This is a genomic window from Paraburkholderia susongensis, from assembly GCF_900177725.1.
Classification (GTDB): domain Bacteria; phylum Pseudomonadota; class Gammaproteobacteria; order Burkholderiales; family Burkholderiaceae; genus Paraburkholderia; species Paraburkholderia susongensis.
In genome coordinates this window covers 152500-170481 of sequence record NZ_FXAT01000012.1, presented here as the reverse complement: position 1 = coordinate 170481, position 17982 = coordinate 152500, and the positions used below count along the sequence as shown (strand labels likewise).

The following is a 17982-nucleotide window of genomic DNA, read 5'->3' as shown; positions in this document are numbered from 1 at the left end:
TATGATTTTGCCGGAGCGTCGCTGGGGGCCGATGCGAGGTGCGCGACGGCCACGTCAGTGATTTTTGATGCGTTTCGCATCAAAGGTATTTTACCGGTTAAACGACGACGTATTTCCAGGGAATGCGCGAATGGGGTGGCGGAGGAGTGGATGGACGCGGGTGGGCCTGTTTGCCGTGGCGCTCAGCTCGCCGGCATCTTTCCGAGCTTGGCCGCCGAGTTTTTCAGCCCCTTGAAAATCCGCTCCGCGACCTTGCCCGGAAACCGCTCGGGCAACTGCGCCGATACCCGTTCGATCACCTCGGGCGTCTGTTCGATGAACCGCTCGATCAGCGGCTCGGCGTCGGCGCCATACGAGCACTTCAGCGCCATCGCGTTGAAGTGGCGCCGCTGCACGTCGCGAAACGCATCGTGCTTGCTGCGTGACCACAGGCCCATTGCGAGCCGTGCCTTGTACCACGACCACTGGTTCGGGCCGTTGCCTTCCACCGGCCAGATCGACATCACGTCGTAAAGCGGCGTGAGGCGGAAGCGGCCGCCCGCGAGCAGGCGGATGCTGAAGTTCTTCGCGTGGCCGTCAGGCGCGGCGAGCATCCAGAACAGGATCTGACTCGCCAGCAAGGTTTCGAGGTCCCGGCGCGCGTCGACCGATTGCTGAAGAATCCGCGCAAGATCGCGCACGCCGGGGCCGCCTTCGTTTTCGTATTTACGATGCGACGGCACGCCGTACACCTGGCAGAAATCTTCCTGCGGCAGACGCAGCAGCCATTGGCCGCTCGAATGCATCTGCCGGTCGAAGCGCTCGACGGCGAGCACCCGCTGCTTGCCAAACCTGAGCACTTCCGTATTCGCGACCGGCAGACCGTAGGCGCGCAGAATCTGCAGACACAGCCATTCGTTTTCGACCGACGTGCTGAGGTCGGTGAGCCGGTTGCCGACGAGCCCGAGCGGCAGCTTGAAAATATGCGTGGTCGGCGTCGCGCCGTGCGGCCGCTGCCATTTGCCGTCGTGCCAGAGCAGCGCGGTTTTCTCCTGCGCGCCCGCGAGCGAGATGCGGAAGTCGCCGGTTTCGTCGGGCGCGCCGAGTGCCGGGCTGCCGACCGTTTGCGCGAGCAGCGCCTCGATCTCGTCGTCCGTGAGCGGTGTGCCCTCGATCCGGACGACACCCTGCGGCGTGTCGTCTTCGGCGAGCAACTGGACCGCGCCGACACAATCGCGGCCGATCGCCTGCAGCAGGTCGAACGCCTCGAGCGTTTCGGTCTGGTAGCGCTGCGCAATGCGTTTTCTGATGACGTCGCTGTCGGGCAGCAGGTTGTCGAAGTAGTTGAGCACCCGCGCCCCTTTGTGCGTCATGTTGCCGGGCGTGAACGGCAGCGACAGCGACAGCGGCCGGCCCGCGGGCGAGGCGATCCACGGGAGGTCGTAGGCGAACTCCATCTGTCCGCGTGTGGGCAGGCGCCATACGCCGACGCGCTCGCCGTTGGCCCACACCGACAAGGCCCGTGAGTGAGTAGCGCGCGCCATCTCACCACTCGATGAGCGGCGCCGGTTCCGGGACCGGCTGATTTCTGTCGCGCACCTGCAGTTGCAGACCGTAGGCGCCGCACAGCGCGAGCAACTGGGTGAGGGTGAGCGCGCTCGCGTCGGTTTCGAGCGCCGAAATGCGGCTCTGGCTCACGCCGATGCGCGCTGCTGCTTCGGTTTGCGTGAGGCCGGCCTGCTGCCGGCTGGCCGCGAGCAGTTGGGCCATCTGGTCCGGTTGGGCGATGAGATGAAACATGGCGGATTATCTGTGAGACGAATAAATGCAATTTATGCGTCAAACGAATATTTGTCAAATATTCGTCTCGCAGATATTCGTCAAATATTCGTGTGGCGAATAATTGACGAATGACCGGACAACCCGCTGCGTGCCCGCTGCCGTGGGGTTTCCAGCCCGCGGCATTGCGGACAACCCGCGCGCCTGCGAAGATGACGCCCACACTCAAGATCCGTCCGCCTGATGGCTACGACTCGATGACCACCACTCGATGACCACCACTTACCCGCTGCATTCGAACTTCACTCGCGCCGATCAACCGTTCCCCACTCATGCCGACGTCGTGATCGCCGGCGCCGGCATCATGGGCTGCGCGGCCGCCTATTATCTGGCGCGTCGCGGCCTTTCTGTGGTGGTGCTCGACAAGTCGCGGATCGCCGGGCAGCAGTCGTCGCGCGCGTGGGGCTTCGTGCGCCAGCAGGGCCGCGAAGCCGCCGAGGTGCCGCTGATGATGGCGGGCATCCCGTTGTGGAAAGAACTCGAACGCGAGCTGAATTTCGATCTGGAATGGCGCCAGGGCGGCTGCCTCTACGTCGCGACCGATGAGGAGGACTGGGTCTCGTTCCAGCAATGGATGGACGTCGCGCGCCAGCACGGGCTCGATACGCGCACGCTCGAGCGCCGGCAGATCGATGCGATCGTGACCGGCATGCAAGGCCCCGCGCTCGGCGGCCTCTACACGCCGAGCGACGGCCAGGCCGAACCGCGCCGTGTCGCCGCGGCTTTCGCGGCGCGGGCCGCCGAAGCCGGCGCACTGTTTTTCGAGGGCTGCGGTGTGATCGGCGTCGAGCGTGCGGGCGGCGCGATCAGCGGCGTCGTGACCGAACGCGGGACGCTGCGCACCTCGCGTTTCATCTGCGTGGCGGGGGCGAGCAGCTGGCGGCTGCTCGCAACGCTCGGCCTCGAGTTGCCGCAGCAGGCGGTGCGCGGCACCTGCATGCGCACCAATCCGCTGCCGGCCATTACCGCGTCGACGTTCTGGGGGCACGGCCTCGGCATTCGGCAGCGCGCGAACGGCGCGATCAATCTCGCTGACGACATGCAGGTCGACGTCGACATGACGCTCGGCCATTTCCGCGCGCTCAAATGGTTTTTGCCCGAGCTGTGGAAGCAGCGCGAAAAGTTCAGCTTCCATCTGAACGGCGCCTGTCTGCACGATCTGCGCGAGCGTTTGCCGGGCGGCGTGCCCGAGGCCGAACGGGTGCTGTATCCGCGCGATCCGCAGCCGCAGCCGAACGCGGGCCACGCGCCGCGCGCGCTCGCTAAATTGCGCGCGCTGTTTCCGGTGCTCAAGGACGCCCAGGTGGTCGAAGCATGGGCGGGTTTGATCGACGTACTGCCCGATGGCATTCCGGTGATCGATGCGCCGTCGCAGGTGCCGGGCCTCACGATCGCCACCGGCTTTTGCGGCCATGGTTTCGCGATGGGGCCGATCGTCGGCAAGCTGCTTGCGGACATCAACGATGGCGGCAGCCCGTCGCTCGATCTGTCGGCGTTCCGCTTGCAGCGCTTCTTCGACGGCACGATGCAGCGGCCGCGTAGCATGCTGTAAAACCCGTGCTGTAAAACTTCTCCTCATCCACGAGACCCGCCGATACAACCGCGACGACCCATGACCGAATCCGCACTGCGCCACGCCGGCGTACCGTACTACACGCAATGGGGCAGCCCCGAATGGGTGCGCGACATCGTCGAGCGGCAATGCGATCCGTGCGACGATCCGCACTGGCAGCGCAGCGGTTTCGCCGATCCGCAGCGCTACCGTTTCTGGGCCAGACGGCTGTGCGGGCTCACGTGCCTCGAATCGGCGCTCGACTACTGGCGCATCGATCACGCACCGCGAGCCGCGCTGCTCGACGAAGCCTTGCGGCACGGCGTGTACCGGATGCGCGAGGACGGCGGCGTCGACGGTTTGATCTACCAGCCGTTCGCCCGATGGGCGGGCGCTGCGTTCGGCATCGAGGTCGACGTGCTGCCGCAGGCTTCGCTCGAAGAGATCGCCGCGCGCTTGAATGCCGAGACGCTCGCGATCGTTTCGGTGAGCCCCGAAATCCGCTATCCCGAGCGGCCGAACCAGCGGCAGGGCGGTCATCTCATCCTGCTGCACGGCCGTGATCGCGACGGCGTGTGGTTTCACAATCCGTCGGGCATCGCGCCGCATCAGGCCGACGTGTATCTGCCGTTCGCGACGATGACGCGGTTCTATGCGGGGCGTGGGATGACGCTCATGCGATGATGGCCCACCGGACCGCTCACGAGCAAACGACCCGGCAACGGGCCTCGCCGAGACTCGCCGCTCCCGTGTCCCGCGCCGCTTCAGGCAGCCGAACTCAACCCCTCACCAGGATTGGAACGCCCCGCTCATGACCCGCCCGACCACGCAGATCTTCGACGCCGCCGCCACCGCGCGGCTGATGCCGTACGCAGCGCTTGTCGACGCGCTCGAACGCGCGAGCATCGATTACGCGCAAGAGCGCATCGCGAGCCCCGAACGACTCGTCGTGCCGCTCAACGCAAGCGGCATCATGCTGTCGATGCCCGCCACCGCGCCGGATCTCGCGATCCACAAGCTCGTCAACGTGTGCGCGAGCAACCGCGCGCGCGATCTGCCGACGATCCACGGCCAGGTCATGGCCTTCGACGCCGATACCGGCGAAACGCTGTTCGTCCTCGATGGCCCGACTGTGACGGGCCGCCGTACCGCGGCGATGTCGATGCTCGGCGTCGCGACGTTCACGCAAAACACGCCGCGCGAATTCCTGCTGATCGGCACGGGCACACAGGCGCACAATCATCTCGAGGCGATCGGCGAGCTTTACCCCGACGCGCGCGTATGGGTGCAAGGCAGCGCGCCCGCGCGCGCCGAAGCGTTCTGCGCCGCGCAGCGCGGCAAGGTGCGCGAGCTGCGCGCGTTTACACAACCCGCGCAACCCGTGCAGGGCGGCGCGGCGATTCCCGCTTCGGTCGACGTCGTGATCGCGCTGACCACGAGCCGGCAGCCGGTCTATGACGAGGCGGCGCGCGCCGGACGGCTCGTGATCGGCGTCGGCGCGTTCACGCCGGAGATGGTCGAGATCGGCGCGAACACGCTCGCGGGCAGCGCGCTGTTCGTCGACGATCCGGCTGGCGCGAAGCACGAGGCCGGAGATTTCATCCAGGCGCGCGTGGACTGGGCGCGGGTCGGCGGCATTGCCGCGGTGCTCGGCAATGCCGAACCATTGCCGACGGGGCCGGTGATGTTCAAGAGCGTCGGCTGCGCGGCGTGGGACCTCGCCGCGTGCCGGGTCGCGCGCGAGGTTTTGGCTCACAAAAACCCCTGAAAAACAGGACGCTTTCGCGCCAGATTGGCATCTTGCGCCAACCTGGGGCAGATGTTGCCGTGCAAACTATCTCAAAACGTTGCACCATAGGCGTTTGCCGGAAAAAAACGCCGGCGCGGACTTGCGCTGTTCGTCCCGCTGGCTGCTGATTTTTCATCGATGTCTTTTCCCTTACGACGCTGCGACCGTGCCATGACGATCCAACAAGCTTCCGCCACACCCGAACTGCCGCTCGACATGATCATTTTCGGCGGCACCGGCGACCTGTCGTTCCGCAAGCTGCTGCCCGCGCTCTATATGGCGCATCTGCACTGCAATCTGCCGCCTGACACCCGCATCCTCACTATTGGCCGCAAGCCGTGGTCGCGCGAGGAGTACATCAGCGAATTCATGGAGCAGAAGGCGAAGCCCTTCATCGAGAAGAAGGCGTTCGATGCTTCCGCGTGGGACAAATTTCTCGCGCTCTTCGAATACGTGCGCATGGACGTCGATACGCCCGAGGACTACCAGCGCCTGAAGGAAGCCTCGCGCGAAGGCGTGCGCCGCGTGTTCTATCTCGCAACCTCGCCGGATCTGTTCACGAATATCTGCGAATACCTGACGGCGGCGGGGCTCGTCGACGGTAATTCGCGCGTCGTGCTCGAAAAGCCGCTCGGCCACGATCTCGCGTCCGCGCAGGAAATCAACACGGCGGTCGGCAAGCATTTCAGCGAAGCGCAGATCTACCGGATCGACCACTATCTCGGCAAGGAAACCGTGCAGAACCTGATGGTGCTGCGCTTCGGCAATCCGATTTTCGGGCCGCTGTGGCAGGCGCCGTACATCAAGAGCGTGCAGATCACGGTTGCTGAAACGGTCGGCGTGGGCAGCCGCGCAGGGTTCTACGACAAGACCGGCGCGCTGCGCGACATGGTGCAGAACCATCTGCTGCAACTGCTGTGCATCGTCGCAATGGAGCCGCCTGTGTCGCTCGATCCCGACGCGGTGCGCGACGAAAAGCTCAAGGTGCTGCGCTCGCTGCGGCCGATGACGCCCGAGGACATCGTGCGCGACACCGTGCGCGGCCAGTACACCGCGGGCGCGGTGGACGGCGAGGCGGTCAAGGGCTACCTCGAGGAAGACAACGTGCCGGCGGGCAGCCGCGCCGAAACCTTCGTCGCGCTGCGTGCGCGCATCAACAACTGGCGCTGGGCCAACGTGCCGTTTTTCCTGCGCACCGGCAAGCGGATGCAGAAGAAGCTCTCGGAGATCGTCATCGAGTTTTCCGAGCTGCCGTTCTCGATCATTCCGAGCGGCGGCCGCAACTACGGCAACCGTCTCGTGATCCAGTTGCAGCCGGAAGAGTCGATCCAGCTGCAGATGCTCGCGAAGGAGCCGGGCAGCGGCATGCACATGCTGCCGGTGAGCCTGAATCTGGATCTGCAGCAGGCCTTCACCGAGCGCCGCGCGGAAGCGTACGAGCGGCTGCTGATCGACGTGATCCGCGGGCGCCTCACGCACTTCATGCGGCGCGACGAACTCGAAGCGGCATGGGCGTGGGCCGAGCCGATTCTCAACGGATGGGCGAAGTCGGGCGAGCGGCCGCGCGCCTATACGGCGGGCAGTTTCGGCCCGGCGGCGTCGACTGCGTTGATGACGCGGGAAAACGCGGTATGGGCGGAGGAAGAGTCGCAGTAAGCGGATCGTGGATGGCGTGCCGCAATGCGGCCAGGCAACCTGGCCACGTTGCGGCGGCGCAAGCCGATTCCATGAATGATTCGTTCAGCATGACAATTTGATTTCATCCTGTTTACGCCTATGATAGGTCTCCTTGTCCGCGCGGCTGGCGGCGTTCCAAAGGAGATAATCGATGAGGCGAATTCTCGTGGCATTGACATGGGCAGCAAGCGTCGCAACCGTTCTCAACCTCAGCGCTTGCGGCGGCAGTGATCTGAATGCCCCGGCCGGTCCACCGAAAGTCATCATCGATAGCGACTACAACACGCTCAGCGACGACGGCCAGCTCGGCGTAATGGCCGCGCAATTGCAGGCGCAGGGTTCGCTGAAAGTGCTCGGCATCACCGTCGTGTCCGGCAATCAATGGCTCAAGCAGGGTGTCTCCGATGCGCTGAAATCGGTCGAACGTCTCGGTGTCGAAAAGCAGATCGGCGTGTATGCGGGCGCCAATTACGCGCTCTCGCACGACTTCGCGACGATTCAGGCCGAGTTGAAGGAATTCCCCAGCGGCGACGGTTATCTCGGCGCATGGAACTCGCCCGAGCCGAAATCGGATAGCGACCTCGTCGCGCCGCCGGACGGTTTCGCCACGCACACGAAGGTGCAGAGCGAGAGCGCGGTGGATTTCATCGTCGATTCGGTGAAGCGCTATCCGGGCGAAGTGACGATACTCGCCATCGGCCCGCTGACCAACATCGCGCTCGCGACGCGCGAGCATCCCGAGATCGTGCCGCTGATCAAGCAGATCATCTACATGGGCGGCGCGATCGACGTGCCCGGCAATACCACGGCAACCGCCGAATTCAACTGGTGGCTCGATCCCGAAGCGGCGAAAACGGTCCTGCGTCTGCCGATCAAACAGGTGGTGATTCCGCTCGACGTGACGGACACCGTGCAGATGGACAAGGCGCTTTACGATCGCGTCGCGCATGATCCGACGAAGCAGACCATCATCACGCAACTGTTCAAGACGCTCAACGGCTATGGCTTCGACGGCAAGAACGGCTTCGAGACGAACCCGAACTACACGACGAACATCTGGGACACGCTGACGCTCGCGTATCTGATGCATCCTTCGTTCGCGACGCAGACCGTCGAGGAGTGGGTGGACGTGGATACGAGCTTCGGCGCGAATGACGGCAAGGCCACGGGCTATACGAGTTCGCCGCCGCTGGGTTTGCAGAAGATGACGATCGTCAAGCGCTTTGACAATCCGGCCTTTTTCGATTTCTATGTCGATCTGCTGACGCGGCCGGTGCCGGTCAAGCTACTGGACTGAGACGCGCATATTGCGCGTGTGCCGGGCGCTTTGGCGCACATTGGAGCGCCGCGCGCCTGCAAGCGTGCGCATTGCTGCGCATGCTCCCGCTTCATGCGGGATGCAGGCCGCGTAGCAACTGACGCACGCGCGACAGATCCTGCTCGACATGCCCGGTCTTTTCGAACAGCTCCGCGAGCCAGTCGACGAAGGCGCGCACGCGTGGCGACACGCGGCGGTTTTTCACGTACGCGACCGAGACCGGCATCGGCACCGGTTTCCATTGCGGCAGCACTTCGCGCAGCAGCCCCGAATCGAGGTAGGGCTGCGCGGCGACCCGCGCGGGCTGGATCAGGCCGAGGTCTTGCAGACCGCAGGTCAGATAGGCCTGTTCGTCGCTGACCTTGACGAAGCCTTTGAGCTTGACGCTGAGCGCTTCGCCATCCACTTCGAAATCGAAATCGCATTCGCGGCCGTTATGCGGCGACACGCAGTTGACCGCGACGTGCGCGCGCAGATCGTCGAGATCGACGGGCGCGCCGTGGCGGGCCAGGTAGGCCGGACTCGCGCAGGTCACGTGTTCGAGCGTGCCGAGTTGCCGCGCGACGAGGTTCGAGTCCGGCAATTCGCCGAGCTGGATGCTGCAATCGATTGCTTCGGATACCAGATCGATGGTGCGATTGCTCACGCCGATCGCGAGATCGAGATTCGGGTAGAGCGCGTGAAACTCGTCGAGGGCGGGCAGCACGATGGCGGTTGCGACGGCGTTTGGCATTTCGATGCGTAGGCGGCCGGTCAGGTTGTCGATTGAGTGACGGATGCTGGCTTCCATCTCGTCGATGTCGGCGAGGATTTGGGCGCAGCGTTCGTAATAGGCAGCGCCTTCCGGCGTCACGCTTAGGCGGCGTGTCGTGCGCACGAGTAGTGCGGTGCCTAGCAGTGCTTCCAGGTTCTGGACGATGGTGGTCGCCGTCGCGCGTGGGATGTTCAATGACTCCGCTGCGCGGGTGAAGCTGTTGGTGTCCACGATTCGGATGAATGTGCGCATTGCAGTTATTCTGTCAATCACGGGGCATGCTCCAGTAAAAGTGGTTTTTTTGCATTCGCGGGTGGTTTTTTTTCTGTGTTCTTGTGGTGTTGGTTTTTCCTTGTTTTCTTTGTTCGTGCGGTGTTGGCCTTTCCTTGATTTCTTATTGGTTTATTAGCGTTGCCCCTGTGCGGGGCGGCACCTACTTTCTTTGCGGCTGCAAAGAAAGTAGGCAAAGAAAGCAGCTTCACACCGCCAATTCTTAAGCGGGTCCCCTGGCTCGGAGGGGATAGTGGTGCATCTGGAATCTGTCTCCTCGCGCATTTGCCGTGAGTGACAAGGCAGTCATTCTTCCGGCGGCGCTGCGCGCGCCGAACCCCTGTTCAAAAACCGTCAGTTTTTTCGGCACCTCGCCGAGGCGAAGCCGATGGCCCCCACGGACCAAGGCTCGCCCCACGGGTTTCCCCTGCAGACCCGTCCGCGACGCACGTAGTGCGGAGTGGGAGCGGATGATGGCTTTGTCACCAGCGTGCAATGTGCGGGGGCACAGATTCCAGATGCACCACTGCCTCCTCCAAGCCAGGGGCCCCGCTTAAGAACTGGCGGTGTGAAGCTGCTTTCTTTGCCTACTTTCTTTGCAGCCGCAAAGAAAGTAGGTGCCGCCCCGCACAGGGGCAACGCTAATAGACCGATAAGAAAGCAAGGAAAGGCCAACGCCGCATGAACAAAGAAAAAAACAAAACCAAAGGCAAAAAATAACAACCATAAAACCCGCACGGCCACAGGCATCAAAAACCCAAACCGCGCCGCGCGGGCAAAAAAACCCAGCTACTTCCTCAAAGAATCCAGATCAATCACAAACCGATATTTGACATCGCTCCTGAGCATCCTCTCATAAGCCTCATTAATCTTCTGCATCGGAATAATTTCAATATCAGAAGTAATGCCATGCTGACCACAAAAGTCCAGCATTTCCTGCGTCTCCGCAATACCGCCAATCAACGACCCCGCGAGGCGCCGCCGCTTCAGGATCAGATTGAAGACCTGCGGCGACGGATGATCGTGCTCCGGCGCACCGACCAGCGTCATCGTGCCGTCCCGCTTGAGCAGGTTCAGAAACGGATTCAGATCATGCTGCGCAGCCACGGTGTTGAGAATGAAATCGAAGCTGTTCAGATGCGCTTCCATCTCCTGCGGATTCTTCGAAATCACCACTTCGTGCGCGCCGAGCCGCTTGGCATCCTCGATCTTCGACGGCGACGTCGTAAACAACACGACGTGCGCACCCATGGCGCGCGCAAGCTTCACGCCCATATGACCGAGACCGCCGAGGCCGACGATGCCGACCTTCTTGCCCGGACCCGCGCCCCACGTGCGCAGCGGCGAATACGTGGTGATGCCCGCGCACAGCAGCGGCGCGACGCCGGCGGGGTCGAGATTGTCCGGCACGCGCAGCGTGAACGCCTCGTCGACGACGAGTTGCGTGGAATAGCCGCCGTACGTGATCTGGCCGTCGACGCGATCGACGCCGTTGTACGTGCCGACAAAACCGTTCTCGCAATACTGTTCGAGACCTTCCGCGCAACTCGCACAGGTGCGGCACGAGTCGACCAGACAGCCGACGCCGACGAGATCGCCGGGCTTGAACTTCGTCACGTTCGAGCCGACCGCCGTCACGCGGCCGACGATCTCATGGCCCGGCACCACCGGAAACACGGTGTTTTGCCATTCATTGCGTGCCTGATGCAAATCGGAATGACACACGCCGCAGAACAGGACTTCCATCTGCACGTCATGGGCACGCGGGGCGCGGCGCTGGATGTCGAACGGGGCGAGCGGCGCGGTGGCGTCGGTCGCGGCATAGGCATAAGTCGTGCTCATGGGTAGCTCCAGCAAAGAGGATGATGGCGCAAGGGTGCAAAGCGCCTGCGATGCGCGACGAACGTCGCGGATGCGGCGAACCCCAGCATGAACCCGGATCGTGGCGCGAGCGGCGGCAGGCGCAAGGTGAACGCGGCATTGAAGCAATCCGCGGCACGGCGGCGAATGTGCGGGCGTGCTTCGCGCAACGAAAAAGGTGATCCGGTAGGGTTCCCATCATAGGAGCGCAGCACCGCTCACGGAATACCTGAATGTCTTGAAGATTTGCCTAAAACTCCTGGGTAGAAGCGCAGTAGGCTGTTTGGTGCTAAATTTCAAGCATTATTCTCTTGCTCGTCACCATACCGTCATGTCAACCCAAGCCGCAAGCCCCGTTACGTGTGACCCTTCCCAGCAGCGTGTGCTCGAACTGTTCGACGTGCTCGCACCCAATGCCGGCTTTACGCACACGAGCCTCGAGGGCGTCAACCTGCTGCGCGCGAACAGTCCGATGCCACGCAGGCCGGTGATGTACGAGCCGAGCATCGTGATCGTTTGCCAGGGACGCAAGCGCGGCTATCTCGGCGATCAGGTATTCCAGTACGACGCGCAGCAGTACCTCGTGCTGTCGGTGCCGCTGCCGTTCGAGTGCGAGACCGAGGCGAGCGAGCACGAGCCGTTTCTCGGCATCTCGGTGCGTGTCGATCTGACGATGGTCGCCGAGTTGCTGATGGCGCTCAACGAAACGCAGGGCGTCGCGCAGAACGAGCCGATGGGTGTCTACTCGACACCGCTCGATCCCGCGCTGAGCAACGCCGTGCAGCGCCTCATGGAAGCGCTGGCGTCGCCGCTCGACGCGCGCATCCTCGCGCCCGGCATCGTGCGCGAAATCTGTTATCGCGTGTTGACCGGCGAGCAGGGCGATGCGATTCGCGCGGCGCTCACGCATCAGAATCACTTTGGCCGCATTGCGAAGGCGCTGCGGCGCATTCACGCCGACTACCACGTGTCGCTCGACGTCGATACGCTCGCCGCCGAAGCGGGCATGAGCCTCGCCGTGTTTCATGCGCAGTTCAAGGCGGTCACGGCCACCTCGCCAATGCAGTACGTGAAGACCACGCGCCTGCATCACGCGCGTCTCTTGATGGTGCAGGACGGTCTGAATGCGGGAGCGGCCGCGGCGCGCGTCGGTTACGAAAGCGCCTCGCAATTCAGCCGCGAATTCAAGCGCCTGTTCGGCGTGACCCCGGTCGACGAAATCAAACGCATGCGCGCCGCTTATGACACACCGGCGCCGCTTCCGCCCAAACCGGCGCCGCGCTATGTGACTGCGGTGTGACCGCGGTCTGAAGCTCACTTGCCGGCGCCGTTCGGCGCCGGCTGATTCTCGTAGTGCGCGCGCTTTTCCTCGTACATCCGCAGATCGGCGCGCTGCACGCCCGATTCGAGCCGGTCGCCGCGCTGGCAAGTCGCCGCGCCCATCGAAAAATGCAGCGGCGCGCCCGGATAGAACTGGTTATTCATCTCCACGAGCTGGCGGATCGCATCGATCATCGCGGCGCCGCTGCGCTCGTCGGTATCCGGCATCAGGATCGCGAATTCGTCACCGCCGATACGCGCCGCGTGGAACGGCGGCTCCATCGCCTTCGCGAGCACCTCGCCGGCGCGGCGCAGCAGCGCATCGCCGGCCGCATGGCCGAGCTGGTCGTTCACGCGTTTCAGGCCGTTCAGGTCGGCGATGATGATCGTCACCGGCCACGGCCCCTTGCGTTCGAGCCGGTTCAGTTCGTCCACGTAGAACGAGCGGTTGCGCAGCTTGGTCAGCACGTCGTGCTTGCCGAGGAATTCGAGGTACGCCTCGGCCTTCTTGCGCGCGGTGATGTCCGTGAGCGCGACGAGCACGAGGTCCCAGTTCTGCTCGTGGCCGGGCAGCACCGAGAATTGCAGGTGCACGTGCACTTCGTTGCCGTCGAGCGAATAGTTGAGCACCTCGCGCTGCTGGAACAGCTTGTTGTCCCACAGGTCGATCAGCTGCTCGCGGAAATGCGGGCGCATGTCGTCGCGGAATACCTCGGAGAGACGCGCGAGCAGCGTTTTCTTGTCCTTCGCGGCGAACATCTCGAGCGTGTGCTGGTTCACGTCGAGCACGTGAATTTCCGCCATGCAGCGCTCGACGAACTCGGGATGCACGTCGGTAAACACGCGGAAATCGTTGATGCCCGCCGCGCGCGCGCCATCGAGCAGGCGTTTGACCGTGCTGAAATCCTCGACCCAGAGGGACACCGGCGAATGTTCGAAGAGCCCGCGCGCGTATTGTTCCGCGAGCGCGACGCGGCGCCGCGCGCCTTCGAGTTCGGTGATGTCCTCGGTCGACACCAGCACGCGGTCCCAGCGCTCCTCGTGACCAGGCAGCACCGCGCCCTTGAGCAGCACGTCGAGCCGCCGTCCGCCGAGCGTGTAGTTGACCGTGTGGCTCGTGAAGTGCAATTGCCCGGCCCACAACTGGCACAGCTCTTCCAGGTGGGTCTTGAGCATGTCGTCGCGGAACACCGACGCGAGATTGCTCGTGAGCGTGTCGAAGTCGGAGGCCTCGAACTGGGTGAGGGTCTGACGGTTGACCTTGACGACGCCGATGCGGTGTGCGCATTCAGCGACCCGGTGTGGATCGTCGGCGAAATGGGCACGCAGATCGGTCACGCCGGCCGCGCGCCATTCGTCGAACAGCGCGCGCACACCGCTGAAATCTTCGAGCCACAGCGAGACGGGGGCGAGCTCGAACATCCCGGCGTCTTCGTTGATGGGCGCGGGGCCGCTCGTGAGGGTATCCAGCATGGCGTTCTCGGGGGAGGGGGCGTAGTTGCGGCTATTTTAAGACGGGTTCGTCCGTGCCGAAACGAAAGACTTGCGATGCGTCGTTTTTTGCGCAGGCCTGTTCAGCGAAATAACGGCCGCGCTTGCGCGAACCTGAGGACGGGCCTTCTGCGCGCGAGGCGCAGCCTTGCTACACTCGGGCGCCATGGATTCCATTTGAACTTCATTTATCCCCGCCGTCGGGACAATGCCGCCATGAAGCCATCCCTGCTGGTTCTGATCCATCTGGACGACGCAAGCCGCGCGAGCATCGAAGCCGCGTTCGATGTCATCTACGCACCCGTGCCGGCGCTGCGCGAAGCCGCGATCGCCGCACATGGCGCGGCGATCCGCGCGGTGCTGACCAACGGCACGACGGGCCTCGGCGCCGCGGAAATCGACCGCATGCCGCGGCTCGAACTGCTGAGCGCGCTTGGCGCCGGTTACGAAAACCTTGCTATCGATCACGCGCGCTCGCGCGGCATCGTGCTCGTCAACGGCGCGGGCACCAACGATCATTGCGTCGCCGATCACGCGTTCGCGCTGCTGCTCGCCGTGGTGCGCGACGTGCCGCAACTCGACCGCGCGACGCGCGAAGGCGTCTGGCGCGACCACCTGCCGATGCGCCCGAACGTTTCGAACAAGCGTTTGGGGATTGTCGGGCTCGGCCATATCGGCGCGAAGATCGCGCGCCGCGCCGCGGGCTTCGAGATGGAGGTCGCCTATCACAACCGCAAGCCGCGCGAAGATTCGCCGCTGCGCTATTTCGACAGCGTGGCGGCGCTTGCGCAATGGAGCGACTTCCTCGTCGTGGCGACGCCGGGTGGCGCGGGCACGCGGCATCTGATCGGCGAGACGGTGCTGGCGGCGCTCGGTCCGCGCGGCTTCGTGGTCAACGTGGCGCGCGGCAGCGTCGTGGATACCGCGGCACTCGCCCGCGCGCTTGCCGCGGGAACGATTGCGGGTGCCGCGCTCGACGTCTACGAAAGCGAGCCGGAACCGCCGCAGGCGCTGCTCGGGCTGCGCAACGTGGTGTTGACGCCGCACGTGGGCGGCCGCTCGCCGGAAGCGATCACGGCTTCGGTCGACAACTTTCTGAGTAACGCGCAGCGGCATTTCGCGGGTGAGCCGGTGCTTACGCCGATCTGAGGTCGGACATCGATCTGACTCGCCGCCGCCGGTTTGCGCGGCAGCTTCTGCAGCGCGTTCCGCCGTCTATTCCCGGCTTTACTTCTCATCGTCGCGCGCCGCACGGGTGCCGATGTACTCGTATTCTTCGGTATCGAGCCGCGAAATCCGCAATTCGACCGCGCTGCGGTGATACGAGTACGCGATGCGGCGAATCTCGAGCAGCGGCGCGCCGACTTCGACGCCGAGTTGCGCGCTCTCGAGCGGATTCGCAAGCGCGACGCTCACGCGCTCGTCGGTATCGACGACATTGATGCCGAAACCGTCCTGATAGAAGTTGTAGAGCGTGTTGGGCCGGTTGCGCAGCTTGCTCTCGGTCAAGCCTGGAAACAGCGCCTCGGGCACGGTGATATGTTCGATCAGCACCGTCTTGCCATGTAGCGCGAGGCCATTGACGAACTGCAAAACGCGCGCGCCGGCCGCGATGCCGAGTGCGGCCGCCGCTTCGCGCGACGCGCGTGCTTTCCTGAATTCGATCAGCGTGACGACCGGATAGGCCTTGTCGCCGTCGCGCCGCACGATGCGGAAGAAGCGGAAGAAGTGCCGGTCGCGCTGATGCATCGAGACGAACGTGCCGAGCCCCTGATGACGGACCAGGATGTTCTCCGCGCACAGTTCGTCGATGGCCTTGCGCAGCGTGCCGATCGACACGCCGAAGCGCTCGGCGAGGCGCTTTTCCGAAGGAATGCATTCGCCGCCTTTCCATTCGCCGGCCGCGAGCGCCGCGAGAATCGCGCTCTTGACCTCCTTGTACCGCGTGCCGCCCAGTGCGGGCGCATTGATGGCGAGCGTGCTCATAAAACCTCTGGGATGCGCGAGTCGTGCCGCTCGCTAGGGTTGAACCTGCCCCGATTCTAAACGACCAGATCATCCAGTAGAGCTAGATGAATTGCCGGTGTCGGCGCGTCGCGACAGTGGGGCGGATGCTATCGCCACGCATGCTGCATCCGCAAAAACTGCCTTCATGAGCACGGCACGTGTCGTTTCCGAATTCATCGAACTCTTCTAACACATATAGATGACCTAGTTGACATTGACAAGGTCGGCGCCTAATATCGACTCACCGTGATCGATTCACTGCGATTGATTCACCGCGATCGATTCACAACGGCGCACCTCGCTGCGCTGCCCCGGCGGCACCTCACACCGCATTCAACATACGAACGGAGACGCTAATGAGCAATCCCACGGCAGACATCAACGGCACCGCAGCGGGCGCGGCGGCCGAGCGCAAGACGATCCACATCGTTCTTCACGAGGCAAAAGACACGGTCGGCGTGGCGGTCGTCGAGGGCATCAAGGCGGGAACGCAGCTCAACGCATGGATCATGGACGAGGACGAGATCGTCAGCTTCCCGGCGAAGCAGGACATTCCGATCGGCCACAAGGTCGCGCTCAAGGACATGGCCGTCGGCGACACGGTGTTCAAGTACGGCGTCGACATCGGCAAGGTGGTCGCGCCGATCAAGGCCGGCGAGCACGCACACGTGCACAACATCAAGACGAAGCGCTGGTAGACGCCGCGGCGGGTATTTCCGCGCGTGCTTTGGCGCACGTTCTGTACAGCACCGCTTTGCGGCATCGAGCCGCCTCCACACATCGCATCAACCCGAACGAGAGAGACACCATGAGCGTGATTGACCTGGATACGACTTTCCGCGGCTATCGTCGCGACAACGGCCGCGTCGGCGTACGCAACCACGTGATCATCCTGCCGGTCGACGATCTATCGAATGCCGCGGCGCAGGCGGTCGAACACAACATCAAAGGCACGATGGCGCTGCCGCATCCTTATGGGCGGCTGCAATTCGGCGCCGACCTCGATCTGCATTTCCGCACGCTGATCGGCGCGGGCAGCAATCCGAACGTCGCGGCGGTGGTCGTGATCGGCATCGAGGAAGGGTGGACCAAGCGCGTCGTCGACGGCATTGCGAAAACCGGCAAGCCGGTGATGGGCTTCGGCATCGAGCTGCATGGCGATCACGATACGATCATGCGCGCCTCGAAGGCGGCGAAGGAAATGGTGCAATACGCGACTGCGCTCGATCGCGAGGAATGCCCGATCTCGGAGTTGTGGGTATCCACCAAATGCGGCGAGTCGGATACGACCTCGGGCTGCGGCGCGAATCCGACCGTCGGCAACGCGTTCGACAAGCTCTACGGCCTCGGCACCACGCTCGTATTCGGCGAGACCTCGGAGCTGACCGGCGGCGAGCAGATCGTCGCCGCGCGCTGCGCGAACGATGGCGTGCGCGAGCGCTTCCAGTTCATGTTCGATCGCTATCAGGACATGATCAATCGCTGGAAAACCGACGACCTGTCCGAATCGCAGCCGACCAAGGGCAACATCGCGGGCGGCCTGACCACGATCGAGGAAAAGGCGCTCGGTAACATCCAGAAGATCGGCAAGAAGTGCATGGTCGACGGTGTGCTCGACAAAGCCGAAGAGCCGACGCATTCGGGACTGTGGTTCATGGATTCGTCATCGGCGGCGGCCGAAATGGTCACGTTGTGCGCGGCATCGGGCTTCGTCGTGCATTTCTTCCCGACGGGCCAGGGCAACGTGATCGGCAATCCGATCGTGCCTGTCATCAAGATCTGCGCAAATCCGCGCACGGTGCGCACGATGGGCGAGCATATCGACGTGGACGTGACGGGCATTCTGCAGCGCGAGCAGAATCTCGATCAAAGCGGCGACAGACTGCTCGAAAGCATGATGGCGACGATCAACGGCCGCTTCACCGCGGCGGAAGCGCTCGGTCATCGCGAGTTCGTTCTGACGCGTCTGTTCGAAAGCGCCTGACGCGGGCGGCCTCGCCGCTCCGGCGGGTCGCGTGCGCCGTCGTCGCGAGGCCGGACGGCACGACGCGCCACGCACGGAGCGTCCTCACATACCCGGCGCATGCCGGCACGGAGAATGGCCGAGATGCCACCCGTGACCGGCA

General features: G+C 63.7%; 16 protein-coding genes. 9 read left to right on the top strand and 7 right to left on the bottom strand.

Translation table 11 applies throughout. From position 1 onward, the window contains the following. Window positions 1-182 precede the first annotated feature (182 nt). Both B9Z01_RS27705 and B9Z01_RS27700 read right to left on the bottom strand, forming a co-directional pair. Window positions 183-1523, bottom strand: a complete 1341-nt coding sequence (locus B9Z01_RS27705; RefSeq protein WP_085488746.1) for a type II toxin-antitoxin system HipA family toxin — start codon at window positions 1521-1523, stop codon at window positions 183-185. A gap of 1 nt (window position 1524) precedes the next feature. Continuing rightward, window positions 1525-1779, bottom strand: a complete 255-nt coding sequence (locus tag B9Z01_RS27700) for a helix-turn-helix transcriptional regulator (RefSeq protein WP_085488745.1) — start codon at window positions 1777-1779, stop codon at window positions 1525-1527. Window positions 1780-2029: 250 nt separating this feature from the next. On the opposite strand from B9Z01_RS27700, the gene B9Z01_RS27695 reads away from it, so the two are divergent. The 5 genes from B9Z01_RS27695 (at window position 2030) to B9Z01_RS27675 (ending at window position 8133) form a co-directional block, all read left to right on the top strand. After that, complete coding sequence (locus B9Z01_RS27695) at window positions 2030-3370, top strand: NAD(P)/FAD-dependent oxidoreductase (RefSeq protein WP_085488744.1); 1341 nt, start codon at window positions 2030-2032, stop codon at window positions 3368-3370. A gap of 60 nt (window positions 3371-3430) precedes the next feature. After that, window positions 3431-4054 (top strand): C39 family peptidase, encoded by a 624-nt coding sequence (locus tag B9Z01_RS27690; protein ID WP_085488743.1) that lies wholly within the window; start codon window positions 3431-3433, stop codon window positions 4052-4054. Window positions 4055-4181: 127 nt separating this feature from the next. Then, window positions 4182-5138, top strand: a complete 957-nt coding sequence (lhpI, locus tag B9Z01_RS27685; RefSeq protein WP_085488742.1) for a bifunctional Delta(1)-pyrroline-2-carboxylate/Delta(1)-piperideine-2-carboxylate reductase — start codon at window positions 4182-4184, stop codon at window positions 5136-5138. A gap of 192 nt (window positions 5139-5330) precedes the next feature. Beyond that, window positions 5331-6815 carry a glucose-6-phosphate dehydrogenase gene (gene zwf, locus B9Z01_RS27680; RefSeq protein WP_085488741.1) on the top strand — a complete coding sequence of 495 codons (1485 nt, stop codon included), beginning with the start codon at window positions 5331-5333 and terminating at the stop codon, window positions 6813-6815. A gap of 172 nt (window positions 6816-6987) precedes the next feature. After that, the gene (locus B9Z01_RS27675) at window positions 6988-8133 is read left to right on the top strand and encodes a nucleoside hydrolase (protein WP_085488740.1); all 1146 of its coding nucleotides are present in this window, start codon (window positions 6988-6990) and stop codon (window positions 8131-8133) included. Window positions 8134-8224: 91 nt separating this feature from the next. Here the strand turns inward: B9Z01_RS27675 and B9Z01_RS27670 are convergent, their stop codons facing one another. The 3 genes from B9Z01_RS27670 to B9Z01_RS27655 all read right to left on the bottom strand — a co-directional run bounded on the left by B9Z01_RS27670 (window position 8225) and on the right by B9Z01_RS27655 (window position 11020). Next, a complete protein-coding gene (locus B9Z01_RS27670; RefSeq protein ID WP_085488739.1) occupies window positions 8225-9181 on the bottom strand; it encodes a LysR family transcriptional regulator in 957 nt (318 codons plus the stop codon). Next, on the bottom strand, window positions 9178-9390 hold the full coding sequence (locus B9Z01_RS36425; protein ID WP_143809082.1) for a hypothetical protein: 213 nt from the start codon (window positions 9388-9390) through the stop codon (window positions 9178-9180). Before B9Z01_RS36425 ends, B9Z01_RS27670 begins: the two co-directional genes overlap by 4 nt. A gap of 577 nt (window positions 9391-9967) precedes the next feature. After that, window positions 9968-11020, bottom strand: coding sequence for an NAD(P)-dependent alcohol dehydrogenase (locus B9Z01_RS27655; RefSeq protein WP_085488738.1), 1053 nt, complete (start codon window positions 11018-11020; stop codon window positions 9968-9970). Between the two features lie 349 nt (window positions 11021-11369). Here B9Z01_RS27655 and B9Z01_RS27650 point away from each other — a divergent pair, with 349 nt between their 5' ends. After that, window positions 11370-12338, top strand: coding sequence for an AraC family transcriptional regulator (locus tag B9Z01_RS27650; protein ID WP_085488737.1), 969 nt, complete (start codon window positions 11370-11372; stop codon window positions 12336-12338). A gap of 14 nt (window positions 12339-12352) precedes the next feature. On the opposite strand, the gene B9Z01_RS27645 is transcribed toward B9Z01_RS27650, so the two are convergent. Further along, window positions 12353-13831 (bottom strand): sensor domain-containing diguanylate cyclase, encoded by a 1479-nt coding sequence (locus tag B9Z01_RS27645; RefSeq protein ID WP_085488736.1) that lies wholly within the window; start codon window positions 13829-13831, stop codon window positions 12353-12355. A gap of 234 nt (window positions 13832-14065) precedes the next feature. Between B9Z01_RS27645 and B9Z01_RS27640 the strand changes: the two genes are divergently transcribed. After that, a complete protein-coding gene (locus B9Z01_RS27640; protein ID WP_085488789.1) occupies window positions 14066-14998 on the top strand; it encodes a 2-hydroxyacid dehydrogenase in 933 nt (310 codons plus the stop codon). Window positions 14999-15076: 78 nt separating this feature from the next. Here the strand turns inward: B9Z01_RS27640 and B9Z01_RS27635 are convergent, their stop codons facing one another. Next, the gene (locus tag B9Z01_RS27635) at window positions 15077-15835 is read right to left on the bottom strand and encodes a GntR family transcriptional regulator (protein WP_085488735.1); all 759 of its coding nucleotides are present in this window, start codon (window positions 15833-15835) and stop codon (window positions 15077-15079) included. Window positions 15836-16212: 377 nt separating this feature from the next. Here B9Z01_RS27635 and B9Z01_RS27630 point away from each other — a divergent pair, with 377 nt between their 5' ends. Both B9Z01_RS27630 and B9Z01_RS27625 read left to right on the top strand, forming a co-directional pair. Next, window positions 16213-16554, top strand: coding sequence for a UxaA family hydrolase (locus tag B9Z01_RS27630; protein WP_208626250.1), 342 nt, complete (start codon window positions 16213-16215; stop codon window positions 16552-16554). A gap of 110 nt (window positions 16555-16664) precedes the next feature. After that, a complete protein-coding gene (locus tag B9Z01_RS27625; protein ID WP_085488734.1) occupies window positions 16665-17840 on the top strand; it encodes a UxaA family hydrolase in 1176 nt (391 codons plus the stop codon). The last annotated feature ends 142 nt before the right edge of the window (window positions 17841-17982 follow it).

Coding starts and splice junctions, on each gene's coding strand:
- B9Z01_RS27705 (WP_085488746.1), bottom strand. CDS start 1,523: ATGGCGCGCGCTACTCACTCACGGGCCTTGTCGGTGTGGGCCAACGGC.
- B9Z01_RS27700 (WP_085488745.1), bottom strand. CDS start 1,779: ATGTTTCATCTCATCGCCCAACCGGACCAGATGGCCCAACTGCTCGCG.
- B9Z01_RS27695 (WP_085488744.1), top strand. CDS start 2,030: ATGACCACCACTTACCCGCTGCATTCGAACTTCACTCGCGCCGATCAA.
- B9Z01_RS27690 (WP_085488743.1), top strand. CDS start 3,431: ATGACCGAATCCGCACTGCGCCACGCCGGCGTACCGTACTACACGCAA.
- lhpI (WP_085488742.1), top strand. CDS start 4,182: ATGACCCGCCCGACCACGCAGATCTTCGACGCCGCCGCCACCGCGCGG.
- zwf (WP_085488741.1), top strand. CDS start 5,331: ATGACGATCCAACAAGCTTCCGCCACACCCGAACTGCCGCTCGACATG.
- B9Z01_RS27675 (WP_085488740.1), top strand. CDS start 6,988: ATGAGGCGAATTCTCGTGGCATTGACATGGGCAGCAAGCGTCGCAACC.
- B9Z01_RS27655 (WP_085488738.1), bottom strand. CDS start 11,020: ATGAGCACGACTTATGCCTATGCCGCGACCGACGCCACCGCGCCGCTC.
- B9Z01_RS27650 (WP_085488737.1), top strand. CDS start 11,370: ATGTCAACCCAAGCCGCAAGCCCCGTTACGTGTGACCCTTCCCAGCAG.
- B9Z01_RS27645 (WP_085488736.1), bottom strand. CDS start 13,831: ATGCTGGATACCCTCACGAGCGGCCCCGCGCCCATCAACGAAGACGCC.
- B9Z01_RS27640 (WP_085488789.1), top strand. CDS start 14,066: ATGAAGCCATCCCTGCTGGTTCTGATCCATCTGGACGACGCAAGCCGC.
- B9Z01_RS27635 (WP_085488735.1), bottom strand. CDS start 15,835: ATGAGCACGCTCGCCATCAATGCGCCCGCACTGGGCGGCACGCGGTAC.
- B9Z01_RS27630 (WP_208626250.1), top strand. CDS start 16,213: ATGAGCAATCCCACGGCAGACATCAACGGCACCGCAGCGGGCGCGGCG.
- B9Z01_RS27625 (WP_085488734.1), top strand. CDS start 16,665: ATGAGCGTGATTGACCTGGATACGACTTTCCGCGGCTATCGTCGCGAC.